The organism is Weissella thailandensis, assembly GCF_001932615.1.
GTDB classification, from domain to species: domain Bacteria; phylum Bacillota; class Bacilli; order Lactobacillales; family Lactobacillaceae; genus Weissella; species Weissella thailandensis.
Genome location: NZ_CP014332.1, coordinates 1,982,761 through 2,007,070 on the forward strand (window position 1 = coordinate 1,982,761; position 24,310 = coordinate 2,007,070).

26 protein-coding genes and 1 other annotated feature are annotated in these 24,310 nt (G+C 37.9%); of the genes, 5 read left to right on the top strand and 21 right to left on the bottom strand.

Features of this window, described 5'->3' with window-relative positions:
- Positions 1–237: 237 nt before the first annotated feature.
- From FOL01_RS09890 to FOL01_RS09930, 9 genes are all read right to left on the bottom strand, one after another.
- Positions 238–453: a hypothetical protein gene (locus tag FOL01_RS09890; RefSeq protein ID WP_075270467.1), complete on the bottom strand. Its 216-nt coding sequence runs from the start codon at positions 451–453 to the stop codon at positions 238–240.
- 14 nt (positions 454–467) lie between these two features.
- Positions 468–1,361 (bottom strand): alpha/beta hydrolase, encoded by an 894-nt coding sequence (locus FOL01_RS09895; protein ID WP_075270468.1) that lies wholly within the window; start codon positions 1,359–1,361, stop codon positions 468–470.
- 69 nt (positions 1,362–1,430) lie between these two features.
- Complete coding sequence (locus FOL01_RS09900; protein ID WP_075270469.1) at positions 1,431–2,780, bottom strand: amino acid permease; 1,350 nt, start codon at positions 2,778–2,780, stop codon at positions 1,431–1,433.
- A 205-nt stretch (positions 2,781–2,985) separates the two neighbouring features.
- Entirely contained in the window at positions 2,986–3,396 is a 411-nt protein-coding gene (locus tag FOL01_RS09905) for a DUF6508 domain-containing protein (RefSeq protein ID WP_075270470.1), read from the bottom strand.
- Between the two features lie 57 nt (positions 3,397–3,453).
- On the bottom strand, positions 3,454–4,899 hold the full coding sequence (locus tag FOL01_RS09910; RefSeq protein WP_075270471.1) for a glutamate--cysteine ligase: 1,446 nt from the start codon (positions 4,897–4,899) through the stop codon (positions 3,454–3,456).
- 107 nt (positions 4,900–5,006) lie between these two features.
- Positions 5,007–6,155 (bottom strand): AI-2E family transporter, encoded by a 1,149-nt coding sequence (locus tag FOL01_RS09915; protein WP_075270472.1) that lies wholly within the window; start codon positions 6,153–6,155, stop codon positions 5,007–5,009.
- Between the two features lie 259 nt (positions 6,156–6,414).
- The gene (locus FOL01_RS09920; protein ID WP_075270473.1) at positions 6,415–7,311 is read right to left on the bottom strand and encodes a prenyltransferase; all 897 of its coding nucleotides are present in this window, start codon (positions 7,309–7,311) and stop codon (positions 6,415–6,417) included.
- A gap of 95 nt (positions 7,312–7,406) precedes the next feature.
- Positions 7,407–7,682, bottom strand: a complete 276-nt coding sequence (locus FOL01_RS09925; protein ID WP_075270474.1) for an acylphosphatase — start codon at positions 7,680–7,682, stop codon at positions 7,407–7,409.
- An 83-nt stretch (positions 7,683–7,765) separates the two neighbouring features.
- Positions 7,766–8,578, bottom strand: a complete 813-nt coding sequence (locus FOL01_RS09930) for a transporter substrate-binding domain-containing protein (RefSeq protein ID WP_075270475.1) — start codon at positions 8,576–8,578, stop codon at positions 7,766–7,768.
- Positions 8,579–9,009: 431 nt separating this feature from the next.
- Here FOL01_RS09930 and FOL01_RS09935 point away from each other — a divergent pair, with 431 nt between their 5' ends.
- Entirely contained in the window at positions 9,010–9,711 is a 702-nt protein-coding gene (locus tag FOL01_RS09935) for an amino acid ABC transporter permease (RefSeq protein ID WP_075270476.1), read from the top strand.
- Between the two features lie 3 nt (positions 9,712–9,714).
- On the top strand, positions 9,715–10,464 hold the full coding sequence (locus FOL01_RS09940; RefSeq protein WP_075270477.1) for an amino acid ABC transporter ATP-binding protein: 750 nt from the start codon (positions 9,715–9,717) through the stop codon (positions 10,462–10,464).
- 89 nt (positions 10,465–10,553) lie between these two features.
- Here FOL01_RS09940 and FOL01_RS09945 read toward each other — a convergent pair whose 3' ends face one another.
- Positions 10,554–11,126 (bottom strand): TetR/AcrR family transcriptional regulator, encoded by a 573-nt coding sequence (locus FOL01_RS09945; protein ID WP_075270478.1) that lies wholly within the window; start codon positions 11,124–11,126, stop codon positions 10,554–10,556.
- A 157-nt stretch (positions 11,127–11,283) separates the two neighbouring features.
- Here FOL01_RS09945 and FOL01_RS09950 point away from each other — a divergent pair, with 157 nt between their 5' ends.
- Complete coding sequence (locus FOL01_RS09950; protein ID WP_075270479.1) at positions 11,284–12,141, top strand: aldo/keto reductase; 858 nt, start codon at positions 11,284–11,286, stop codon at positions 12,139–12,141.
- Between the two features lie 370 nt (positions 12,142–12,511).
- Positions 12,512–13,285 carry an acetoin reductase gene (locus tag FOL01_RS09955; RefSeq protein ID WP_075270480.1) on the top strand — a complete coding sequence of 258 codons (774 nt, stop codon included), beginning with the start codon at positions 12,512–12,514 and terminating at the stop codon, positions 13,283–13,285.
- 117 nt (positions 13,286–13,402) lie between these two features.
- Here the strand turns inward: FOL01_RS09955 and FOL01_RS09960 are convergent, their stop codons facing one another.
- Genes FOL01_RS09960 through FOL01_RS09965 form a run of 3 tightly spaced genes read right to left on the bottom strand, consistent with a single transcriptional unit; the run spans position 13,403 to position 14,956 of the window.
- On the bottom strand, positions 13,403–14,368 hold the full coding sequence (locus tag FOL01_RS09960) for a lipocalin-like domain-containing protein (RefSeq protein ID WP_075270481.1): 966 nt from the start codon (positions 14,366–14,368) through the stop codon (positions 13,403–13,405).
- Between the two features lie 33 nt (positions 14,369–14,401).
- On the bottom strand, positions 14,402–14,527 hold the full coding sequence (locus FOL01_RS11480) for a hypothetical protein (RefSeq protein WP_257787092.1): 126 nt from the start codon (positions 14,525–14,527) through the stop codon (positions 14,402–14,404).
- Positions 14,528–14,575: 48 nt separating this feature from the next.
- Complete coding sequence (locus FOL01_RS09965; protein WP_075270482.1) at positions 14,576–14,956, bottom strand: hypothetical protein; 381 nt, start codon at positions 14,954–14,956, stop codon at positions 14,576–14,578.
- Positions 14,957–15,087: 131 nt separating this feature from the next.
- Between FOL01_RS09965 and FOL01_RS09970 the strand changes: the two genes are divergently transcribed.
- On the top strand, positions 15,088–15,681 hold the full coding sequence (locus tag FOL01_RS09970) for a TetR/AcrR family transcriptional regulator (protein WP_075270483.1): 594 nt from the start codon (positions 15,088–15,090) through the stop codon (positions 15,679–15,681).
- Between the two features lie 70 nt (positions 15,682–15,751).
- On the opposite strand, the gene FOL01_RS09975 is transcribed toward FOL01_RS09970, so the two are convergent.
- The 8 genes from FOL01_RS09975 to FOL01_RS10010 all read right to left on the bottom strand — a co-directional run bounded on the left by FOL01_RS09975 (position 15,752) and on the right by FOL01_RS10010 (position 24,250).
- On the bottom strand, positions 15,752–16,213 hold the full coding sequence (locus FOL01_RS09975; RefSeq protein ID WP_075270484.1) for a DUF3021 domain-containing protein: 462 nt from the start codon (positions 16,211–16,213) through the stop codon (positions 15,752–15,754).
- On the bottom strand, positions 16,210–16,641 hold the full coding sequence (locus tag FOL01_RS09980; protein ID WP_075270485.1) for a LytTR family DNA-binding domain-containing protein: 432 nt from the start codon (positions 16,639–16,641) through the stop codon (positions 16,210–16,212). The genes FOL01_RS09975 and FOL01_RS09980 overlap by 4 nt, the downstream gene beginning before the upstream one ends.
- 218 nt (positions 16,642–16,859) lie before the next feature.
- A complete protein-coding gene (locus FOL01_RS09985) occupies positions 16,860–17,786 on the bottom strand; it encodes an L-lactate dehydrogenase (protein ID WP_075270486.1) in 927 nt (308 codons plus the stop codon).
- 27 nt (positions 17,787–17,813) lie between these two features.
- Positions 17,814–18,974: an aminotransferase class I/II-fold pyridoxal phosphate-dependent enzyme gene (locus FOL01_RS09990; RefSeq protein ID WP_075270487.1), complete on the bottom strand. Its 1,161-nt coding sequence runs from the start codon at positions 18,972–18,974 to the stop codon at positions 17,814–17,816.
- Positions 18,975–18,993: 19 nt separating this feature from the next.
- Positions 18,994–20,364 (bottom strand): FAD-binding oxidoreductase, encoded by a 1,371-nt coding sequence (locus FOL01_RS09995; protein WP_075270488.1) that lies wholly within the window; start codon positions 20,362–20,364, stop codon positions 18,994–18,996.
- A 44-nt stretch (positions 20,365–20,408) separates the two neighbouring features.
- Positions 20,409–20,653 (bottom strand) — a binding site (T-box leader).
- Positions 20,654–20,807: 154 nt separating this feature from the next.
- Complete coding sequence (gene rlmD / locus FOL01_RS10000; protein WP_075270489.1) at positions 20,808–22,259, bottom strand: 23S rRNA (uracil(1939)-C(5))-methyltransferase RlmD; 1,452 nt, start codon at positions 22,257–22,259, stop codon at positions 20,808–20,810.
- Between the two features lie 26 nt (positions 22,260–22,285).
- Positions 22,286–22,960: a GTP pyrophosphokinase gene (locus FOL01_RS10005; RefSeq protein ID WP_075270648.1), complete on the bottom strand. Its 675-nt coding sequence runs from the start codon at positions 22,958–22,960 to the stop codon at positions 22,286–22,288.
- A gap of 210 nt (positions 22,961–23,170) precedes the next feature.
- Positions 23,171–24,250, bottom strand: coding sequence for a BMP family lipoprotein (locus FOL01_RS10010; RefSeq protein WP_075270490.1), 1,080 nt, complete (start codon positions 24,248–24,250; stop codon positions 23,171–23,173).
- Between the last annotated feature and the right edge of the window lie 60 nt (positions 24,251–24,310).

The following is a 24,310-nucleotide window of genomic DNA, read 5'->3' on the forward strand; positions in this document are numbered from 1 at the left end:
CCATTATTTTAATTTTTGATTTCTTAACCCTTATCTAATCAATATTATCTGTGCTATAAAGGTTAACCCCGTTTCAAATTAAACAACCTCCTTCCCACATATATACATCCTAAAGCCCTTTTATTACCCCTATTAAAAATAATTTTAACCGTCTAATTTTTATTATTTAACGTTAAAAAAGCAGATGACTCTTTCAAAGAATCATCTGCTTTACTATAAAATGTTCCATGTGAAACATTATTTATTTTCTTCAGGTTTGTTATCTTTAACATAGTTCCAAAAACTACCAACTGCCGATATTAGATCAAATCCCGGTAAGATAATAATATAGACCCATACCGAAAATGAATCCGTAGGTTTAAAAATTAAATACCACAATATATCAATCATTAGCTGTACAAACAGTTGCCGTGGTGTTGCTCGAAAAAATGTTTTTCCAAAAGCACCTATCATTATATAACCTCAATTTACAGCCATTTCTTTAAAAAATTAGCCTTTATTTCTGTGTTTTCGGGTGTCATATAAGCATCCGGTCCGTGACCTGTACCATCCACAATATGGATTTCTGCTCGGTCATCACTGACCACTTCACGGGCAGCTGCTATCATATTCACCGTCTGTTGGTATGGTACAACAAAGTCAGCGGTTCCTGCAAATGCCAATATTGGCGGCATTACAGTGCTGAAATACGTTGCTGGATTGAATTCCTTCACTTTATCTGGCACATCTTTGGGGGCTTGTTGTTTAAACATCTGTCCTTCAAAGGATTCTGAAGTTCCCGTCTCAGGATACTTGGGTGTAACACCACTTTCCTCAAATTGCTCTGAAAACTTATCAAATTCGTATGGACCATACAAAGAGATAATTGCATTTACCTTTTCAGACTCACTAGTAGCTTCCCCAAAATCATGATTGAACATGGCATTGGCTGATGCTGTAACACCTGTCAATAATGCTAAATGAGCCCCTGAAGACTCTCCCATTAAGGCAACATGATCCATATCTAGTTGATACTCGTCAGCGTGAGCACGCAAAAAACGAATAGCAGCTTTGATTTCATAAATCTGCGTTGGAAAATCTGCATCTTGAATCAAAGTATATGACACACTAGCAACGGCGTATCCTCTGTCCAAAAGCCTTAGTGCTGGTTCAAGCTTGTGTGAACTCTTATCACCAAAAACTAGTCCACCACCAAAGACATCCACAATTACCGGAAAAGGTCCTTGACCTTCATTTGGTAAGTAAATATCTAAATCATGACGGGCACCCGGCATGTAAGGTACATCTTGCCATTGTTTTTCAATATAATCTGTTTTTGCGACCGTCCGTTGATAATCACGATCAATAAATCTCTCTGCCATATTAACCCCCTAAAATCTCTCTTAAATAAAAAAGGATAATTGCCTACACAACTATCCTTTCATCATACACTATTTTTTACTCTTTATTCTCAAACTTATAATAATCATTATCACGAACCAGACAATTGCCAAGACGGTTGTTGGCATGGTATCCGGTGTAAACAACAAAATCAAGAAAATACCAATCAAAAATGCGATAGTTAGATAATTCGTAACTGGTGCACCAGGCATTTTAAACAGTTGTTTGCCATTTTTGAAGTCCGTTGATTTACGATACTTCACATGAGCATATACTAAGACAGCATACATAACAACAAAGGCTGCAGATGCAACTGACGTTACTAAATCAAAGGCATTAGCTGGGAAGAAGAAATTCAACACAACTGCTAATGCAATAAGCGCTGTCGAAATATTAATTGCATTAAATGGAATATAACGCCTGTTTAACTGACCTGCGTATCCCTTACCTTCTGATAACGAAAACAACATACGACCAGTTGTAAAGATAGCACTGTTTAATGACGATGCTGCTGCAGTCAAAACAACAAAATTAATAATTCCTGCTGCTCCTGTCACACCAATACCTGCAAACACTTGCACGAATGGTGACTCACCAGCACTATAATTAGTCCATGGTTGAATACACATAATCGCTATCAATGCACCGACATAGAAAATTAAAATTCGCATAATAATCGAATTAATAGCCTTCGGAATATTCTTATAAGGGTCTTGTGCTTCTGCGGCAGTCATACCAACAAATTCAATTCCTAAGAAAGCAAAAAATACCATTTGAAATGCCGATAGCAAGTTGCGGCCACCGTGGGCAACAAAACCATGTTGCCATAAATTACTAATAGACGTGACACCTGACGAAGTCTTTGTATGTAAGACCATCATAATCGCACCGGTAGCAATCATCGCCAATATGGCAATAATCTTGATCATCGAGAACCAAAACTCTGTTTCACCAAAAGCAGCAACAGCAATGATATTAATACCATATAAGATGGCTAGGAATCCTAATTCCCATATCCAAATTGGTACATTAGGAAACCAGAAGTTCATATAATTTCCGACAGCCGTTAATTCCGCCATGGCAATGGTAATCCAGCCAATCCAGTAAGTCCAGCCAATAACGAACCCTGCTTTGGGCCCAACATATTTTTCAATAAATCCGACAAAGGTTGCTCGGTTAGGGTCAGTTAGTAATAACTCCCCCAACGCGCGCATCATCCAAAACATAAAAAGCCCAACAATAATGTAGACCAGTAAGATGGCAGGTCCTGCCGCACTGATGGATCGACCTGCTCCCAGGAACAGTCCAGTACCAATCGTTCCTCCCAAGGCAATCATCTCAACATGACGGCCAGTCAACCCTCTTTCCAGTTTCTGAGGGGAACCTTTTTGTTGTGACATCTTCACACTTCCTTTTTTATTAAATACTTCATACTACTTTGCTGAATCTCTCACAGACATATTAACTAGTATATAAGAATTTTCAAATTTTTCAAAACTAGAATTAAATTTATCTTTCATTTTTTCTAAAAAAATAAGCCATTTTAGACACTTTAAGCGCCTAAATCAACCAAAAATAATGGAAAATTTAGGCGCCTAAACGTCTTTAATAATTGGGACCTGGAAAGTCTTCTGGTATTTGCATTTGTAATCTATTTAACAAACGACGTAAAATACCTTTCTCTAGCATCGCTGCCCACATACCTTCTAAGCGAACTTCGCCATGAATGACCACTGATGCCACCGCACGCAATTCACGGAAATCTTGACTAGTTCGTGCAATCATCTCAACATTTTCTTCTAATAACTGATCATGTTCTTTTTGGTGTAATGTCCGATCAAAATTTTGATCATAAAAATCAGACCATTCAAAATCCTGAGCTAAAGCTATCATCCTACTATCGTAACTTGGATGAGTTGTCATATGGTCACCTGCTACCCAAGTCACGGGTACTCCCTCAGCTTCAGCTAAATATTTATCCCATTTTTCAAAATCAAACGGATGTTGTCTTCTCACAATCAAAATCCTCCGAGTCGTTTAATCACTAACTGTCATTGTATCACTTATTTTATGTTAGTAAACATTCAACTCCGGAAACAGCTGGCTAATATTGGTTGGCTCTGTCACCACTTCTAAATGATCACCAAACTTTAGCGACACCCGCTGTGAATCAAAATCTAGCACACGTACGCCGGCGACAATGGCATCATGAACAACCTGCGCCAGATCGCCCTCACCGAAGTAGGCTCTAAATAACTCTTTTTTATGTGTCTTAAAATAATCAGTTCGTTCATTACCAAGTGTTGTTGCCCATGCTTGCATGTCAGTTTCACTAGGTGCTGCTGCAATCATTTTGGCAGCCGGTGTTTTTGTTGGTGTTAACACGCGATCAGTAATTAATGACAAACCATCATTAAACCTCATACCAAAATGATCAGCTAATTGCGAAATATCCTGCATAATCGCTAACGCATCTTTTTTATTAGCCAATGTTTCTGTCGGTTGCTGTAATGAAACATTATTTGCCAAATTCTCATTACTTTGTAGACTATCTTCAGTTAATTCGTCATCACTAATCAAGAAATAAATCAATAATAAATGGATTAAGTTTAAATCATTTTCAGAAATACCAGCGATATCAAATGGATTCGTATCCAAAATGCGAATTTCTAAGTAATCAATTTCGTCATCATCATCTGTTTTACGCTTAAATCGGACAGGCCCATATATTTCATGTTCCGAGAATAATTTACCTTGTGATATTAGCTGTTCGATTCGTCGCTGATGATCAACATAATTGCTATCATAAGCTACCTTTTCACCTTGATCATTAACAAAACCATACTCACTGGTTCGCAACGAACGGACTGGTTTGGTAAATTGTGGCGTTCTCGAATCAGAATCATTTAAATTAAATGGCGCTGCACCAAATAAATAATTAAAGAACCAACTATGGGCAACAATTTGACGAGCAATGTGAAAATAAACGTCGTTTTTAAATTCTTTAAAATCAGTTCGGTCACTGGCTTCAAATAAGTGCTGCAATAAGGTATCTGACAATGAATAATTAAGGTGTATACCTGTCATAATTTCATGAGTAGAACCATATTTATGCAATAACCAATCACGATAATCCTGAACCCAAGTTCTCTCAAAGGTTTCATCCAACCATTGAAGATCATCTTTCTTTAATTGAGGTGGCATACTCAATGGCCAGACTGACTCATCATCTGCCATATAACTACGTAAAATCCACTGTAATTGTAGTAAACGATCACGTGCTTCTTCAAACGACCCCACAGCCTCCGTCACAAGCTCAGCCTGTGTCTCACTATAATCTGTTTGTAGGTAAGGATGAATCTGTCTTGAGCCTAATTTTGCTGAATGATTGATACGACTTAGCCGACCTTTTCGGGTTACCCGATGAGTCTCAAGTTCAATGCCGAATTTACCGCCAATAAGCTCTGCATATAAATTATGCTTATCGATCAGTTCTCCTAAATTTAAATTAGCTACCATAAGTAACGCCTCTCAATTATCTGTCCTCAAATAAGAAAAAGCCCTGTTCATGGTAACCTACCATACACCAGGGCCACACCTTATTGTTTTCTATAGAATACTATGAATTAAATTGTCTCTTCATCTATTATAGCTTTTTCAGTATCTACTTCAGGCATCTGCTGTATCTGCCAAAGCTGCCAAGCATAAACAATCACCGTCCGAATAACTGCATAAAATGGTACTGCCAAAATCATACCTGCAATGCCGGCTATATTACCAGCAGCTAATAGCAAAACAATAATAGTCAATGGATGAACATGCAAAGATGCCCCCATGACACGTGGGTAAATTAAATTACTATCAACCTGTTGTACAATCAACACAACAATACTGACCCAAATTGCCTGCCAAAATGAATCTGTTAAAGCAACAAATAATGCCGGAACCAAACCAATATAGGGACCAACATATGGAATCATATTGGTTATACCCGCAAATACACCTAACAGCAAAGCGTACTTTTGACCAATCATAAAGTAACCAACAGCTGTAAACACACCAACGAAAATCATTTCTAACACTTGACCACTGATATATTGCGCAAGTGTTTGATTTAGTCTTCCTAAGATGTCAGAAATCCTTGCTTGTTGTTTACTTGGAAAAACTTTTTGAATAAAAGGTGCCAGTTTATTACCATCATATAGCATGTAAATCGTCATTACTGGTACGGTAATTGCTGTCACTGTGAAACTAGTTAACTTGGCAATCACCGCGCTTAAACTAGTTGCCATACCTGATACGACAGTTTTCCCAATATTCTGCACTTCTTGTTGCAGCTTATCGAGATTAAAATCAATACCATACTCTTTAGAGAAATTAATTTGACTAAGTTGATTAGCCCAATGCTGAATTGTATCTACTAATACTGGAATATTCTTTACTAAACTAGCAATTTGATCGACTAAGGCTGGTAATAATGTTAGTAACAAGGCTCCCAAAATACTTAATAATAGCAACATAACAATGGTAATAGCCCAACCACGACTAACATGCCTGACTTTACCTAATGGCACCTTTTGCAATGCCCCAACCACCGGATTTAAAATATAATACAAAAATCCTGAAATAATTAATGGTACAAAAACAGCACCAATAAATTGACCAATTGGTTCTAGAATAAAGCGTAATTGTGCAACGATCAAAACTAATAGCGCAATGGCTAAAAGTTCAATTGTCCAAAATAATGTTTTCGATCGTTTGACGTGTTCTAACACTTCAGACCCTCACTTTCATTTTTTTCTAATTATAACAGATATTAGTCAATCATAAATTTTACACCATTATTTAAATGGACACACTTCCTTTTGTGAATTTTGTAACTATATTATTTAGTTTAACTTAATAAAGGCTAAAAGTTTTACACACTTTATCCACAGGCACATTACTGCTCGCCAGGCGTAGTTTCCCTTGCACAATAAAAAATGCATTCTGACGAATTACTTTATCGTCAAAATGCATTACTAATTATTACTACTAATTAAAAATTAAAGCCAGAATCAAACCAATGGCTAATGTTACTGAAATGACTATAGCATTTTTAATAGCATATGGAAAATTAGGTTTGATTGGATTTGCTTGAAATGCTTTAACATTTTTCATCACAATTGGGAATGAAACTAAGGCAACCAATGATAGCCAAGGTAAAATCCCAGCAACCACTGCAATAATCAACATCACGTAGCCGGCAATGTAAACCCAGCCAAACGCTTTAACTGCACGATCCTTACCTAAGTACCAAGCTAATGTGTGCCGTCCTTCTGCAACATCTTCATCGTAATCACCAATATTGTTGGCAAACATAATATCACCAATTGCAAACCAGGCAATCGCTGAAGCAATAATCGCCTTAAAGACAAGTTCACCATTGAAAGTTGGCGCAATATTTACATAAGTTGCACTCAAAAAGATGAGATATCCCATCGTTAGCCCTGACGCTAATTCACCGAATGGCGTGCGTGACAAAGGCAACGGGGTACCAGCATACCAATAAACGACCCAAAATCCAATTAACCCCATGATTAACAAGGGCCAACCTGTTTGTGTCGCTAACCATAATCCACCAACAGCAGCAATCAATGCCAATACCAATAAGGTTATCCAACCTTGACGTTGTGAAATGCCACCCTTACCAATGATGTTATTGACACCGTTCTTCCACTCCTCACTGGTTGCTGATTTAAAATCTTGTATATTGTTCCAAACATTAGCAACCATTTGCAAAGATAGGACAACAACCGCGAAAACTATTGCATATCCCGTATGAAATTCTTGATATGTGATTGCAGCATATAAATTACCCAAAACCAATGGTAATACACTAGCAACCAATGATTGAATTTCCACGAATTTCAACCATGTTTTAATACTCATCTACCATAACCTCCTAAAACTCTCGACATCTCAGCTTACACGAAAAAAATCAGTCGCGCAATGCAACAACGTCGACTGATTTTCTACTTATGCAATTATAATGCTCTGAAACGATGCAAATGCTCATTTATCGGGATATCTTTACTATCGACTGAATCTATTCGGGCATATGGCGACGGCGACATACTAATCTTTGAAATAAAATCCGACATCGCATCGCTTTCCGCTTGGGCCTCAATATGCACGGAACCATCCGTTTCATTCCAAACATTACCTTGAATGCCTAATTTATCAGCAATATTTTTTGTGGAGTATCGAAAACCAACCCCTTGCACTCGGCCACGTACAATAATTTTCTTTGCAATCAACATTTATATTCCTCCAATATCAGAAAAATCAGAGTTTGAAAAAGACTGGAACATTGCTCATGTCCCAGTCTCATTATAGCGTGAATTTATGGCTTCTTTGTTAAATCTGAATCAAAGTATTTCTCTGAAAGGTCAGATAAAGTACCATCTTTGGCCAATTGTTTTTGTGCCTTAGTAATTTTCTTTGCTAAAGCCTTGTCTTTCTTGTTTAACATTGGTGAAGATGACGTGTTATCCAAGACCTTCGTTGTTTTTGCCTTTAACTTCGTCTCAGGATGAGCCTTTTTATAAACACCCCATGAATCTTGTGAGTTCAACGTCACATCGGCCTTACCAGAATTAACTAAATCAATCGCCTCTGCAAATCCTGGTACTGAAACAACATTGGTACCAGCCTTTTTAGCGGCCTGACCAAAGTTAGACGATGCCGATTGGGCTGACTTTTTGCCCTTCAAATCAGCTGCTGTCTTGATGTCTGATCCGGCTTTAGTAATCATCACTGTCTTGGTATAGATATATGGCTTGGCAAAGGTATACTTTTTAGTACGTTCCTTTGTTTTTCCCATATTGTTATACACAACATCGTACTTTCTTGAATCTAATCCGGCAACTAATGAATCAAATTTTGTTTGTGTAAATTTGACTTTCAAGCCTAATTTCTTAGCAACAGCTTTTGATAAATCAACCTCAAAACCAGTTAATTTACCAGATTTATCACGATACGAATATGGTGAGTAGGTTCCTTCTAGACCAACTGTCAACGTCCCTTTTTTATGAAGATTTTTTTGATAAGCGGGTACTGATTTAGCAGATGCACTTGGCACAACTGCATAAGCACTACTACTTGCGGCAATTAACGTAACAGCTGCGATGGCTGCAATTTTTGTATATTTATTCATTTTATATTTCCTTAACTGATGTGTTTGATTAATATTATTCATTGCCCGTAATATTTGTCGCTAAAGACATCTGTTAATTTAACATCGCATCCCCAAACTCATTATCGTCACCCCTTTTAGTTTCTGACGCAAATCATACCCCGCTCATTATCCGTTTGTCAACTGCACGGTTATTTTAAACTTGTACTTGCATTTAATTAGTAACACCCCTAGAATAAAAGCAGTTAGTAATTCGAAATTTTCAATTTTAGGGAGTATAACTATGATTCACATCACATTAAATAACTATGTTGCTTGTGAAAGCCTAACGCGTTTTTTGCGGTAGGTTATCTTGGTGTACACCAATTTAATAATCGTCAAAAACGTGTTAGGCATCTTACGACTGAGATTGTTTAACACTTTTTTTGTGCTCTTTTTTGAAAGGAAGGATCATGTTTGAATTCATTGCAACTTATGCACCACAATTAATTGTTGCTGGAATTAAGTACACAATTCCACTAGCATTAGTTTCTTTTGTGGTTGCAGTTGTTATTGCAGCTACCGTAGCTGTCTTACGCTCATACGTGCCACACGCCACTGGTCTCGGTAAACTCGGCTGGCAAATCTTAAAACTTATCTTATGGTTTTACGTCTGGATTTTTCGGTCAACACCAATGCTTGTGCAATTATTCGTGGTCTTTTATGGTTTACCAAAATTAGGCATTAGTTGGTTGTCGCCATCTGGTTGGATTGCGGCTGTTTGGGTGCTATCACTCAACACTGGTGCATATGCTTCAGAAGCAATTCGTGCGTCAATTTCTTCCATTCCAGATACACAGCGTGAAGCGGCTGCTGCTCTTGGGATGACTGACCGGCAGATTTTTATGCGCATTATCTTACCGCAAGCGACACGTATTTCTATTCCAACGCTAGCAAATTCGTTCATTTCATTAGTTAAGGATACGTCATTGGCTTCAGTTGTAACGATCGTTGAAATGTTCTATCTATCTCAGCAACTCGCTGCCGTTAACTTCGAACCATTAAAGATGTACTTGCTAGTAGCTGTTATTTACGCTTTATTCGTCACTATTTTGTCAATTCCCCAACGTTATATTCAACGCTGGGCTGACCGCTTCGTAAAAGATCAGAGGTAAATCATGCTGAAATTAGAACATATTGATAAAAATTATGCTGAGCATCACGCATTAAAAGACATTAACGTGACTTTTAATCCACAAGAAACAACAGTAATTGTTGGACCGTCTGGATCAGGAAAATCAACATTGTTACGTTCACTGAATTTACTGGAGCATCCTGATAGCGGCAAGTATACTATTGATGATCGTACAATTGATCTCAGTGAACCCGTAACGACTGATACCTTACTTTGGGTACGTCGTAAAACAGGGATGGTTTTCCAACAACCCCGCATGTTTGATCATCTAACGATTATGGGTAATATGATTGAAGCGCCTGTCCATGTCCTAAAACAATCAAAAACAGATGCAACAAAACATGCTCATGAACTACTGTCAGCAGTCGGCCTAGATGACATGGCTAATCGCTATCCTTATCAATTATCAGGTGGTCAAACGCAGCGTGTTGCGATTGCTCGTGCAATGGCGATGGCTCCTGATTACTTACTACTAGATGAACCAACTTCAGCTCTAGATCCTGAACTTGAAGCACAGGTACTACGTGTCTTAAATAATTTAGCTCAAGAAAATCAATCAATGATTATTGTGACCCACAATATGGATTTCGCCCGTCACGCAGCCGATCGGATGTTGTTCTTAGAAGATGGTGAAATTGATTTCGATGGTACCCCAGATGAATTCTTTAACAAACCAACAGCACGTATTCATCGCTTCTTGAATGCCTTTAAATTTGATCAAGACGAGCATTAAAAGCATTTAATAAGAACGTTTTAAATAAATTTTAAATACAAAAAGGATTGGGAAAACTTTCCCAATCCTTTTTAATTATTATTAATTTTTTATTTATTAGTCAATCCCTGTTGCACAACTGGTAATAGTTCTTGCCAAGTTGTTTCGAAAATCGTCCGAAATAAATTATCATCCCAGCGTCCAGCAAAAAATGGGTGGTAAAAATACGTAAACGTCTGCATAACAGTTTGTCCACGTTGTTGACGGAATGTATCCCAAGCCATAATTTTTTCTACAGCTATCGCAAATTCCTTTAAACGTGGTTCAATCAAGTTTTCACGCCGTCCCAATTCAAATTGATAAAACGCTAGCATTTCTGGTGCAGCTGCAAAGCTTTCTTGACGACGCGTTGAGAGTAACCATAGCCAATCATGTAGCGCTTGTACACGGTTATCCGCAGGTACACGCTCACTAGCTTCTATAATAGGTGCATCCACCTCTTCTAGCCAATCTTTATCCATTTCTGTAAATAAAGCATCGCGGTTGGCAAAATGTTTATATAACGCTGCCGGCGTAATTGCTAATTTACGTGCAACATCAGCAAGGCGTGCCTTTTCATAACCTTTTTCTTTCAAGACTGCTTGCGTTGCTTCAAAAATTGCTGTTTTTGTAACTTTTGACATCTTGCATCCTCTCTCAATCTATTATCCCTACCATTATACCCATCTCGTCAATGAATACAAACTATCTAATTTAGTTTATTAATATCTTTTGTTATACTGAACGGGTAGATTAGTCAACAAAAATGACTGAATTTTATTGAATACGGGGTATAATTATATGACTATTTCATCATTAACAGATACATTTACCTTGGCAAATGGTATCAAAATCCCAGTAATTGGGTTTGGAACTTGGCAAACACCTGATGGGGACGTTGCTTACCAAAGCGTTTTAGATGCCTTAAAAGCTGGTTATCGTCATATAGATACAGCTGCCGCTTATGGTAACGAAGCTTCAGTAGGCCGTGCCATTAAAGACTCTGGTATCCCGCGTGAAGAACTGTTTGTGACGTCAAAACTCTGGAACGACAGTCATAGTTATGAAGCTGCTAAAATAGCATTAGATAAATCATTAGACTTACTTGGTTTAGATTATTTGGACTTATATTTGATTCACTGGCCAAATCCACTAATCAATCGACGTGATTGGGATAAAGCCAATGCAGAAGCTTGGCGTTATATGGAAGATGCCTATACTGAAGGAAAGATTCGAGCGATCGGTGTTTCTAATTTCCAAATTGAGCACCTTGAAGCCTTGCTTAAAACAGCAACTATTCGACCAATGGTCAACCAATTATTTATCAACCCATCTGACTTAGAACAAGATGTCGTTGATTATAACAAGGCTCACGATATTCTCACCGAGGCTTACTCACCTCTTGGCACTGGTTCATTACTTGCAGTACCTCAAATCAATGACATTGCTGCAAAATATGATAAATCAGCTGCACAAGTACTTGTTCGTTGGTCATTACAACACGGTTTCTTGCCTTTGCCTAAGTCAACACATGCTGAACGCATTAACCAAAATGCAGCTGTTTTCGACTTTGAATTAACAGATGCAGAAATTGCAACATTAGATCAATTAGAAGGCGTTGCCGGTACACACCAAGATGCTTCACAAGTTGATTTTTAAAAATTAACAACCTACCAAAAAGCTGGAACGAAAGAAATTGTTCCAGCTTTTTTTGCGTTAAATTCGTGCTAAAAATGGATTAATTATCAGCCTGTAAATTTTATAGCATAAACGCGTTCCAAAAGTCTGAAGTCTCAATGTAATGCAATTGACGCCATTCCTGTCCTTCGCTTTGCTACGGCCAAAAATGGCGTCAATCACTTTACACACCGACTTCAAAACAACTTTTGTCTCGCTCTCTTTTTGTGCTAAAAATGAATAAATATTAAAAATGTTTGTTTTATAAGTATAAAAAGCGTTACAATGAATTTGTGAAAGCGCTTCCGTTGAACGTTACTGTTTGGTTTATTTATACTGGGGAGGTATGATTATGTCTAAGAAAGTTGCTGTTGTTACCGGATCAGCTGGGGGATTAGGTAAGGGTATCGCTGAGCGTTTACTTAAAGATGGTTTTAATGTCATGATTCATGACATTAATCAGGATGCCTTGACTAAGACAGCGGAAGAATTAAAATCATTAGGTGATGTAGCCACTTTCGTTGGGGATGTTTCTAAGAAAGAAGATCAAGAAGCATTAGTAGCCGCAGCGGTTGAAAAATTCGGTCAGTTAAACGTCTTTGTTAACAATGCCGGTGTTGAAGCTGTAACGCCATTCTTAGAAATTGACGCGTCTGAACTAGAGCGTACCTTTAAAATCAATGTCTTCGGAACAGTTTATGGCACACAAGCTGCTGCTGAACAATTTATCAAGCAAGGTACGCCTGGTAAGATTATTAACGCCTGCTCAATTGCTGGTCATGAAGCATACGAGGTCTTGGGTACATACTCAGCTTCAAAGCATGCTGTCAAAGCCTTTACACATGTTGCCGCTAAAGAACTTGCGTCAAAGCACATCACCGTCAATGCTTACTGCCCTGGTGTTGCGAAGACTAAGATGTGGGATCGTATTGATGCCGAAATGGTTAAGGCCGACCCTTCACTGAAGCCAGGTGAGCCATTTGCTAAGTTCTCTGGTGAAATTGCTTTGGGACGTTACGAAACACCTACTGATGTTGCCAACTTAGTTCACTTCTTAGCTTCTGAAGATTCAGACTATATCACAGGTCAAGCAATCTTAGTTGATGGTGGTTTGGTTTATAACTAAGCCATAGTTAATTAAATATTTTAATCAAAAATAGAGCAAGTCAGAAAGAACTTTAGATTCCTTTGACTTGCTCTTTATTTTTTATACAGTTAGAGATTAATTCCCTAGTGCATCATATTATAGCTCTTTAGCTGCATAATTAATTTCATACAACATTGAACCATCAATGACCTCTGTCTTACCATCACGAGTTATCTTTAGCTCTGTTGATGCTAGATAACGCGTATAAGTTGGCTGCAATCCCATGGCATCAAACTGCTTCTTTTGTTCATCTGAAGCCATACCGTAAACGTTGATCAGGTTAATTTCCTTAGGATCAAAAATCTTATACTCAACTGCCATATCATCCTGTGTAAAGGTATAATGGATTGTTTTTGGTGTCACCTTGCCAGTCTCTTCTTGGACATACGTATCTAAAATATCTACTTTAGCATTATCGACACTAGTGTTTTCAAAGACACGATTACCTTTACTGTCGTCAATCGTAAATAGTGGAATTTCTGGTTGACCAAAGCGATCACCACCAACCATATCATAAATTAAGACATTGTAATCACCAACATTTTGACGACCCCAAACCCAGTGATGGAAGGCAACTGATGGATGGATATTGAACCATTGGTGATTGTAATAAGCAGTTCCATTAACATGTTTCTGCTCACCATTAATAGTGACTTCACCACTAACTGTTAAACTTGTAACACAAATGAAGTTATAATAATACTCTTCGTTCTCGCCAAAAGCAATATATCCTGATCCTGGACGGAATGGCTCTACCTGAGCTTCAAAGTGTAAATCAACCGCTGTTTTGTGCTCAACTGATTTCTTACCTTCCATTACCAATTCTTGATCAGCTTCTGGCTCAATATGGATATCATAATTGTGCCAGTTATCACCAACTAATGTACTAGGACCCCACTTCAAATCTAATTCATCTTTACTTGAATAGGTATCTTTAACATCATAAAGGCGGTAATCATAAAATGGCTGGCCATCTGCTGACGTATAATTGATAGCAACATTAGGATTATCACCTTTGTTTACCACCTGGTCAGTTGATTTTGGACGGAATCCTAAAATCAATGTTGAGCCATCATCAAGACTACAATCTAGATACTAAATTTCAGCATGTCCTGCTTCATCATTATCGCGACGTCCATCTTCCCAATTTTCAACTTTATCAGGATTAATACCTAATTTTTGATAATCTGCTGGACGATTCATAATTCTTCCTTGTGCCATAAAAAAGCCCCCTTATGTTATCGACAGTACTAACAATTTTTATTCTAGTTAATCATTTTCGTGTAATTCGACATGTAATTCTGGTATTTCTTGCCAAACAACGTGCTTTAAGCCCACTTCTTCACCTGAAAAAGGTTTATCTGGTATAACCATATCAATAAACTGTTGTCGAAAATCTCCAGCTGTCAAATCACTTTCGGCTGTCTTCATTGTTTCTGCATATTTCTCATGATTGCTTGATTCATCCATAAACATCCAAATTTCTTGCTCTGAATTATCTGGTGCTGGACGGAACCAAGTTCGCGACAAAGAATAGTTAATCAAACTAGGATTGGCCTTTTGATAATCTAAGGCTTTTACTAAAGCTTGAATCATCTTGTCATGATTTTTCTTTAAAACACGATAATGCATTGTTTCAACTTCTGACATACTTATACACCCCTTTTTTGTAAATATTAAAGTGAATAACTGATTAACTACTTGTAGTATAATTGCCATATATCAAGGCGCCAACCAACAAAAACAACATAAAAGTTTATTATTGGTAGCGGGGGGAGAATATGACAATTAAAACAGATTTACGCATTAAAAAAAGTAAATATGCCATTGAACATGCTTTTTGGAAATTATTACTAGCTGAAGGTTTTACGAAAATCACGATTCAACAAATCATCGATGAAGCTCATGTTAACCGTGCGACTTTGTATAAATACTACGCTAATAAATATGAACTATTAGATACGGTCGAGAATTCGCTAATTAGCGAATTTAAAAATGTCACTGAAAAAGCGCCAAATATCGCTGACAGAATCGACGTTAGCCAAAATCATCTACATAACTACTATCGAGAAATGGTCCGCTATATTTACAATAATCGTGATAAATTTTCAGCATTATTGGCGCCAAGCGGAGATCCTTCCTTCATAAATAAGCTGATTACTGCTGATAGGGAAATTTGGCAAAAAAATGATATTACCCAATACCTCCCGATTTCCGAGCACTATGCATCTGCTGCGATAACGGGGATGGTCATTAGTTTAATTGTTGAATGGATCAAATCAGACTTTAAAGAATCCGCAGATGAATTTATGGATGTCTTACAAAATACGGTGACACCATTATTTTCACAAGAAACTTTTTTTAAGGCGAAATAACTCTGCTCACTAAAAAATAGGCGATAAATTGTCCCCAAATGACAATTTATCGCCTATTTTTTATTTTGAATTAACTGTTATCTTCTCTTTTTAATTTGTTATTAATTGCCGTAATGTTACGTTTAGCTTGTACCATGTCATGTACAAAGAACAATGCATAGATAACGATAAAAGAAATTATTTGATCCATGAATTCGCCAACACTTAATGAATACCACCCTAGTGCATAAGCAATTACCATGAAAACGGAAACAGTTACAAAAAAATGAACAATAACTTTTTTTACGAAACTCCAGTATTCAATAGTAAATATTAAAGCTGCTACAAAAAATAAAGATCCTAACAAAGCCCATAAAATAACAGTAACCGTTAAATTATCAAGCGAATTGTTCGCATAATTACCGAAACGATTAACTATCATTTGGTAAAATGTCTGATTAGTCATATAAGCAAACACTATCGTTACAATTAAGCCCAGCGTAATACCAAATGGTATTCCTAGAAAAAACCGGTTAGTTATTCGTTTTATCATATCCCCAACCTCCTTTTTATCTTAGAAACATAACGTCTAGAAACATAGGTCTCATCCCCGTTATTTAAAATTAAAACGATATTCCCCTTCCCGCTTAACTTCAAATGGTCAATAAAATTAAAATTTACAATTTCGCCACTTGAAATTTGAATAAAATTATCTGGTAAAAGTTCTACAAGTTGATAAATGCGGTGCTTTACTTTATAAACGCCACCCATGTCTTGTGCATAGACTTCAGCAGATTCCGTTCTAATTCTGATTATCTCGTCCAATTTGAGAGGCGTAACTATTTTTTCTTGATATCCCCAAAGCACGACGTCTTGTTTCTGCAATTCATCTACCACTAACTGCATTGCAGGGGTTAACTTTTTTACATGAAAATCAATATACTCCGATTGATTTTCATCGATAAAAAAATTCACTTTCATACGGTCATTCCCCTTTCAATAGATTATCTGTAATTATACATATTTAATTTCGTTCATTCTTCAACAATGAATACATGGTTGATTATTCAAAATAAATGGAGCTTTTTTCAAAATAAAATGCACAAAAAGGATTTCATCAACGTCCTTATTATTAACAAAAATATCCTCCCAAGTTATCTAACCTTAACTCGGGAGGACTTAAATACCTATACTATCTATTATTTATCCAACTCAGCAATCACTTCTTCATAACGCTCACGAATAAATCCTGCTGAAGCATCTAATTTTGCTTGCTCATCAGATGGTAAGTCTAATGAAACATGATCAACAACACCCTCGCGACCAACAATAACTGGATACGAAACATAAACACCATACTCAGGTCGATAATTTGATACTGGTAACTCTTCGTGACTATCAGTCAAAATTGCCTTAGTTAAGCGACTAGCTGCACTCGCAACGCCATAACTAGTAAACTTTTTACCATGGTAAACGGTGTAACCACCAGCTTTGACCTCATCATTTAATTCTGATAATTGTAAATCATACGATGTGATTGGCTTATCTTTTACGGTAACTGTTGACCAAGCTGTAAACTGTGAATCCCCATGTTCACCAACATTGTAACCACGAACTGATTTAGGATGCACACCCAATGCCTTTCCCACGGCGCGATGCATACGTGCTGTATCCAAAAGTGTTCCTGTTCCAATCACTCGTTCCTTTGGGAAACCAGTGTAATGTTGATACATGGTCGTAATCACATCAACTGGGTTTGTGATTACAGCTAAAATACCATGGAATCCAGATGCGACTAACTTCTTAGAAATATCTGCAATTTGTAGTTTGTTATATTGTAATTCAACAAAACGATCATCGGTGGTAATGGTCTCTTGCAATGAAATCTTACCAACTGATGAAACGACCACATCGGCATCTGCTAATGCTGACCAGTCATTAACCACATAGTTTGCATTATATTCCAAGTTTGCCATAGCATCTTCAAAATCTAATGCTTCTGCGTTCGCCTTATCTTCGTTGATATCGATGAATACAAATTCATCAACTGCACCTTGTGCTGTCAAACTGTGGGCAACTGCTGCCCCAACGTGTCCCAAACCAATAATTCCAACTTTACGTGTCATTGCGTTCCCCCATTATTTTTCACTTGCTTAATAATTTTCAAAAAATTCACTGATTCGCTTCACTGCTTCGTGAAGGCTATCCAATGATGCTGCATAACTAATACGAATGTAGCCTTCACCACCAACATTGAACACAGATCCTGGAATAACGGCCACTTTACCGCGTTTTGCCAAATCAACACTAAAAGCATAATCATCCTGATCATATGCTGCTGGTATTTTAGCAAAAACGTAGAATGCACCATTTGGTTGTGGCATTTCAAATCCCAATTTGCGCAAAGCTGGTACCAAGTAGTCCCGACGCTCACGATAAGCTTCACGCATTGACTTAGAATCTAACTTTCCTTGGGCTGATCCTAACGCTTCTGCTGCTCCGGCCATCGCCGGATTTGATGCAGCGGTAACTGTAAATTGATGTAATACTGCAGCTGGCTGCACTAACTGCTTAGGACCAACAATAAATCCGATACGATAGCCAGTCATTGCGTGTGACTTTGATACCCCATTCAAAATAACCGTTTGTTCTGGCAAGAATTTGGCAATTGATGTATGTGGTGCATTGTACGTTAATTCAGAATAAATCTCATCAGCAATCACAGTGATATTTGTTCCTCGTAATACATCAGCTAAGGCAGCTAATTCTTCCGCAGTATAAGTGACCCCGGTTGGATTTGCTGGATAATTCAATAGAACTGTTGTTAATTTGTCGCCATACTCATCAATTGCTGATTGCAGTTGTTCAGGGGTTAGTAAAAATCCCGTGTCGGATGTATCGACATAGACAACTTCGCCACCAGCCAATTCAATCGTTGGATCATACATCGAGAAATTAGGTGCTGGAAGTAACACCTTATCACCTTCATTAACAAAGGCCGTAAAGGTATCATAAATACCTTCAGTTGCTCCTAAGGTCACAACGATTTCAGAATCGATATCATATGATAATCCGTAACGATCTGCCATAAAATGCTGAATGGCTTTTCGTAACGCAACTGAACCTGCAGCAGGTGCGTAATGTGAGTCGTCTGCCTCAATACTAGCAATCGCTGCTTTTTTAACATGTTCTGGTACTGTAAAATCAGGTTCCCCTAACGTTAATTTCAGAATACCTTCAACACCACTAGTCTCATCATCAAATGCACGAATAGCATTTGGCTTCACTGCTGCAACGCGTTTGTTTACTCCCATATTCGTTCTCCTAATTTTTCTATATTTTACGACCTGGATTTAAAATTCCTACTGGATCGAATGCTTTTTTCACCTGCTTTTGCAAGGCTCTAACATTTTCATCCAATTGTTTTGGTACCCAAGCATTTTTCAAGCTACCAATTCCATGTTCGGCACTAACGGTTCCATTGACCTGAATAACAAAGTCCAATAACTCATCAATAAACTTTTGTGTGCCTTCAGGTAAATCACCATCTCTATCTTCTAAGATGATATCGGGATGTAAGTTACCATCCCCTGCATGTCCTAATAACAATAATCGTTGTTGATATTTATCAGCTAATTCTTCAGCCTTATCTGCCACTTTCGCTAATTGTCCTAAAGGCACCGCAATGTCTTCAACGATTAGGCGACCATACTGTGCACCTGCCGCAAATATATCTTGGCGAATCTTAATGATTTCTGCTGTTCTACCAGCATCTTCAGTGACATCAATCTTGGTTGCCCCATATTCTTGCAATAATTTATCAAGTTTTTCTAGTACACCTGATACCGCAACATCAATTTGGAAAATCAATAACGCCTGCTCACCATGGCTACCTAAATGACTATGCTCATAATCATCTAGTGCTTCAATGGAAACACGGTTCAAAATCTCTAACATTGATGGATTAACACCACTCGCCTGCACAGCCTGCACTGCACGCATCAACTCATGAATCGTTGGAAAAGTTGCTAATCCAGTAATTGAATTCCCTGATGGTATCGGAATGATATGGACAATTGCCTCGACAATAATCCCAAGTGTTCCTTCTGAGCCGACTAGCAAATCGGTTAGGTCGTAGGAAGCATTATTCTTAAAAGTCTTCCCACCAAACGTTACAAGTTCGCCATTAGCTAAAACAACCTTTAGACCCAACACAGATTGCTTGGTTGTTCCATACTTGACGGATGACATTCCTCCAGCATTAGTGGCAATATTGCCACCAACTGAACTGATACGCTTTGACCCTGGGTCTGGTGAAAAGAAATAGCCAACCTTACGCGTCTCCGCATCCAAGTCACCATTTAAGACACCAGGTTCAACAACAGCGACTTGATTTTCTGGTTCAATTGACAAAATGTGATTCATGCGTGATAAATTCAAAATCAAGCTACCTGACAAACCAGCAGCACTATTCACAATCGATGTTTTCGCGCCTTGAGGTACGACCGCAATGTGATTAGCTGCCGCAAATCGAATCGTCGCTTGGACATCTGCAATCGTTTCCGCAAACACGACAGCATCGGGTAGTACTTCAGTTGTAATTTCTTGTGTAAAATTATTTGCACCATATTTTTTTAATGTCTGCTCATCTAACGCAATTTCACCATCTGGTAATTGCAAAGACGAAAAATTTGTCGTTGTCATATTGCTCCTTTGATATAAAAAAGTCCCGTCGTCCCTCTATGGAACGACGGGACGATAAAAATCGTGTTACCACCCGTATTTCAGACTGTATCACTACAACCTGCTTACCAAGTATGACAAACATACTTGTATGAGATATCGGTCATCACCGTAAATTACTTATAGTTACTACTACTCATAATTTCATCCACTCCTAGGCCAAATTCACCTGCTGAACCGGTTGCCTTCCACCATCTACAACTCGCTTTGCGTATCCATCACAGGCTACTCACCTAATCATCATGTTCACTCATACAATGGTAATTCTGAGATAATGAAAAGTCAATAATAAAATTAAAAAAATCTCATTTTACTCACATTTATAACACAAAGGCTGGAACAAAAAATGTTCCAGCCTTCGTTTGCTAAAAATAAATTAATTATAAGCTTATAAATCTTATAGCTTACTTCTTCGTAAATTTCACGATACCTTCCCAACGTGCCGTTTGTGGGAACATATCAATAGACTGAATATAATCAACCCGATAAATCTTTGCTAAATCAACTAAATCACGCGCAAGGGTCGAAGCATTACATGAAACATAGACAAATTTTTCTGGTTTTGTCTCTAAGATAGTTTGACGCAATGCACTGTCTAAACCAGTACGTGGCGGATCAACCACCATCGCATCGGCCACCCAGCCTTCGCGGGCCCATTGCGGAATCAACTCTTCAGCTGCCCCAACATAATAGGTTGCATTTGTTACTTGATTGTCTACAACATTCTCATTAGCATCGTCGATTGATTCTTCAATGGTATCCATACCACGGACCTCACCAGCGTGATCAGCTAATGAAATACCAATTGTACCAATACCCGAATAAGCATCAATTAGTTTATCAGCTTGCGTTAAGTCCAATGCTTTAATTGTTTCTTGATACAAACGCCGTGTCTGACGTGGGTTCAATTGCAAAAATGCGCGTGGTGATAATTTAAATGTTTTACCATTAATATCTTCAGTAATATAATCATCTCCCCAAATTTGACGAGTATCATCTCCCCAAATTAATGAAGACTGACCACGATTGATATTTTGATGAATCGATACGACCTCAGGCAACGCTTCATGAATCCGACGAATCAATTCCTCAGCGTCAGGCAATGATCGCCCATTTGTGACAATTGTCAGCTGAACATCTCCTGTCGATTCAGAAACACGCGCAATCAATGTTTTGATAACACCTTTGTGTTTGCGCTCATTATAAATTGGTAACTGCATATCAGCCAAAATATCACGCACACCACGGACAACCTTTAATGTTGCTGGATGTTGTGTTGTAACGACTGGTAAATCAACTAATTTATGTGAATGACGCTTGTACATCCCAACAGCCAATTTACCATCCACCTCACGCACTGGGAATTGGGCTTTATTACGATAGCCTTGTGGATCATCCATCCCAATCGTTGGCAATAACTTATAGTGTGCATAACCAGCTGGTTTATACTTTTCTAACGCTTGTCGAATAACATCTTGTTTAAAGGCAAGTTGACCCGGATATGACAAATGCTCTAACTCAAAGCCACCGACATCTTGATTATCAACTGGTGTCACACGCTGCTTTGACTTTTGCTTAAACTTATGAATAGTTGCTTCAATAAATTTTTCCGTTACATTCGTTACTTCAACTTCAACCACTTCACCTGGTAAAGCACCGGGAATAAAAGTAATCTTTCGCTTATAATAGCCAATTCCCTCACCGTTAATGCCTAAACGCTTGATAGTAATTAGCAATTGGTCACCAATTGAAACTTGTACTGGTGCATTATTGCGCTTTTTTGTTCCACGTGAAACATTGGCCCCTTTATGAGACTTTTGGTGATTGTTATATTTTTTCGTTTGTTTATTTTCCATAATTCGTTCTACAATAGCTCTTTTCTTTATAGTTGATGATGTATTTCTTGAAAGTTTTGTTCAATATCAAATAACGCATTGGCGTTATCTACTAAATTAGCTGCAAATTCCTCCGCACGATTAACATCTGTCTTATAACGTAATTCATGTTCGAGACTTGCCCACATATCCATACCAATCGTTCGAATTTGAATTTCAACGGGACCCTTTTCCACATCATTTGCTTTGAATACCGGCACTTTGACAACCAAATGTAAGCTTCGATAACCACTTTCTTTTGGGTTTTTAATATAATCCTTACGCCTAATTACTTCGATATCATCTTGTTGTGAAAGTAATTTTTCAACCGTGTAGATATCATCTATATAATTTGTAATGACCCGCAGTCCAGCAATATCAAAGATATTATTTTTAATCGAGTCTACCGACCGATCAAGACCCTTTTTTTGAATTTTGCCAATCAAACTTTGTGGGTCTTTCATCCGACCATCAATATGATGAATCGGATTATGATTATAATTAACTTCGAATTCTGCATCTAAATTTTCTAATTTCGTTGAAATTTCATGTTGCGCAGATTCATAAATTTGATACATTTGTGCTACCGCTGTTAATTGATCAGCCACCCAATCAAGACCAGCTTCCCCACCAATCATTTGGCGTATTTTTTTAACACTCAATGTATTTCTTTTTGTATTCATAGTAATGTGTTCCTTATCTAGACTATCATAATTTTTTCCGATATAACCACCGTAATTCATTATACTTAAACTTGTCCTATTTTTCGCAACACTTGCTCAGAAAATATAGCATCTACGTTGAAAATATTGCCGCTCATAATTAACGATTTTTAAACAAAACAGGCTGAGACATTTTGTCCTAGCCTGTTTTACCATCAATACTTTATTTTATTATTTCGTTGGCGTCGCTGATACTTTAATATCACCATTAATGATTTTATCTTTGGCCGCATCGACTGATTGTTTCTCATCATCATTTAAATTCTTTGTGACGACACCAACGCCACCTTCTTTCAGACCATAGTACACAGTCTTACCGCCTGGGAATTTATCATGTTGCGCATCTTTAGCAATCAATTGCACGCCACGTCCAATTCCAGTCAATGAAGATGTCAGTGTTAGATTATCCTTTTTACCATCTTTAGTCTTATAGTCACCCATATTAGTTTGATCAAGATCGACACCAATAACCCAGACTTTTTCCTTTGAACCGGAAACTAATGTGGCACTCTGATCTTTAGCTGCTTGGAAAACACCATTACCAACACCACCAGCTGCCTGGAATATCACGTGTTCACCTTGCGCAATTTTCGCCTTAGCTATTGTTTGTCCTTTTGCCGGATCAGAAAATGTTCCCGCATAGGTCGCATCCACCTTAATACTTGAATCAACAGATTTCACACCAGCCTGATAACCTGCTAAGAATGATTCAATCACTGAATTACGCATCCCACCAATAAAGCCGACTGTTTTATCGCCAACTGCTTGTGCCTTCTTAGCAGCTGCTACACCAACCAAATAAGATGACTGTTCAGAATGAAATTTAACCGAAGCAACATTCTTATACTTTTTATCAGCTTGCTCATCAACCAACACAAACTTTGTTTTTGGTTGTTTATCAGCAACTGTTTCAATCGAGTCTTTAAATGTGTTTCCGATTGCCGCCACCAAATCATATTTAGCTGTTGCCGCTTGCGTTAATTGCGTATCATAGTCAGCAACTGACTTGGGTTGAAAATAATTATAGCCATCTTTACCCTTGGTCAAATTATTTTGCTTACCCCATTTTTGCAAACCTTCCCAAGCACTTTGGTTGAATCCTTTATCGTTGACGCCATTTGTATCAGAAACCATCGCTGCAGTGAACTGATTTTTACCTTGTGCTTGACCACCATTCATCGATGCTAAACCAATACCAGCGATGGCAACTACCACTACACCACCAGCAATCATCAATCGACGTGAAACCATTTTAAAATACCTCCAAGTATTAAGCCCTCAACCCAACCACTCATTTAAGAGTCCTTTAAG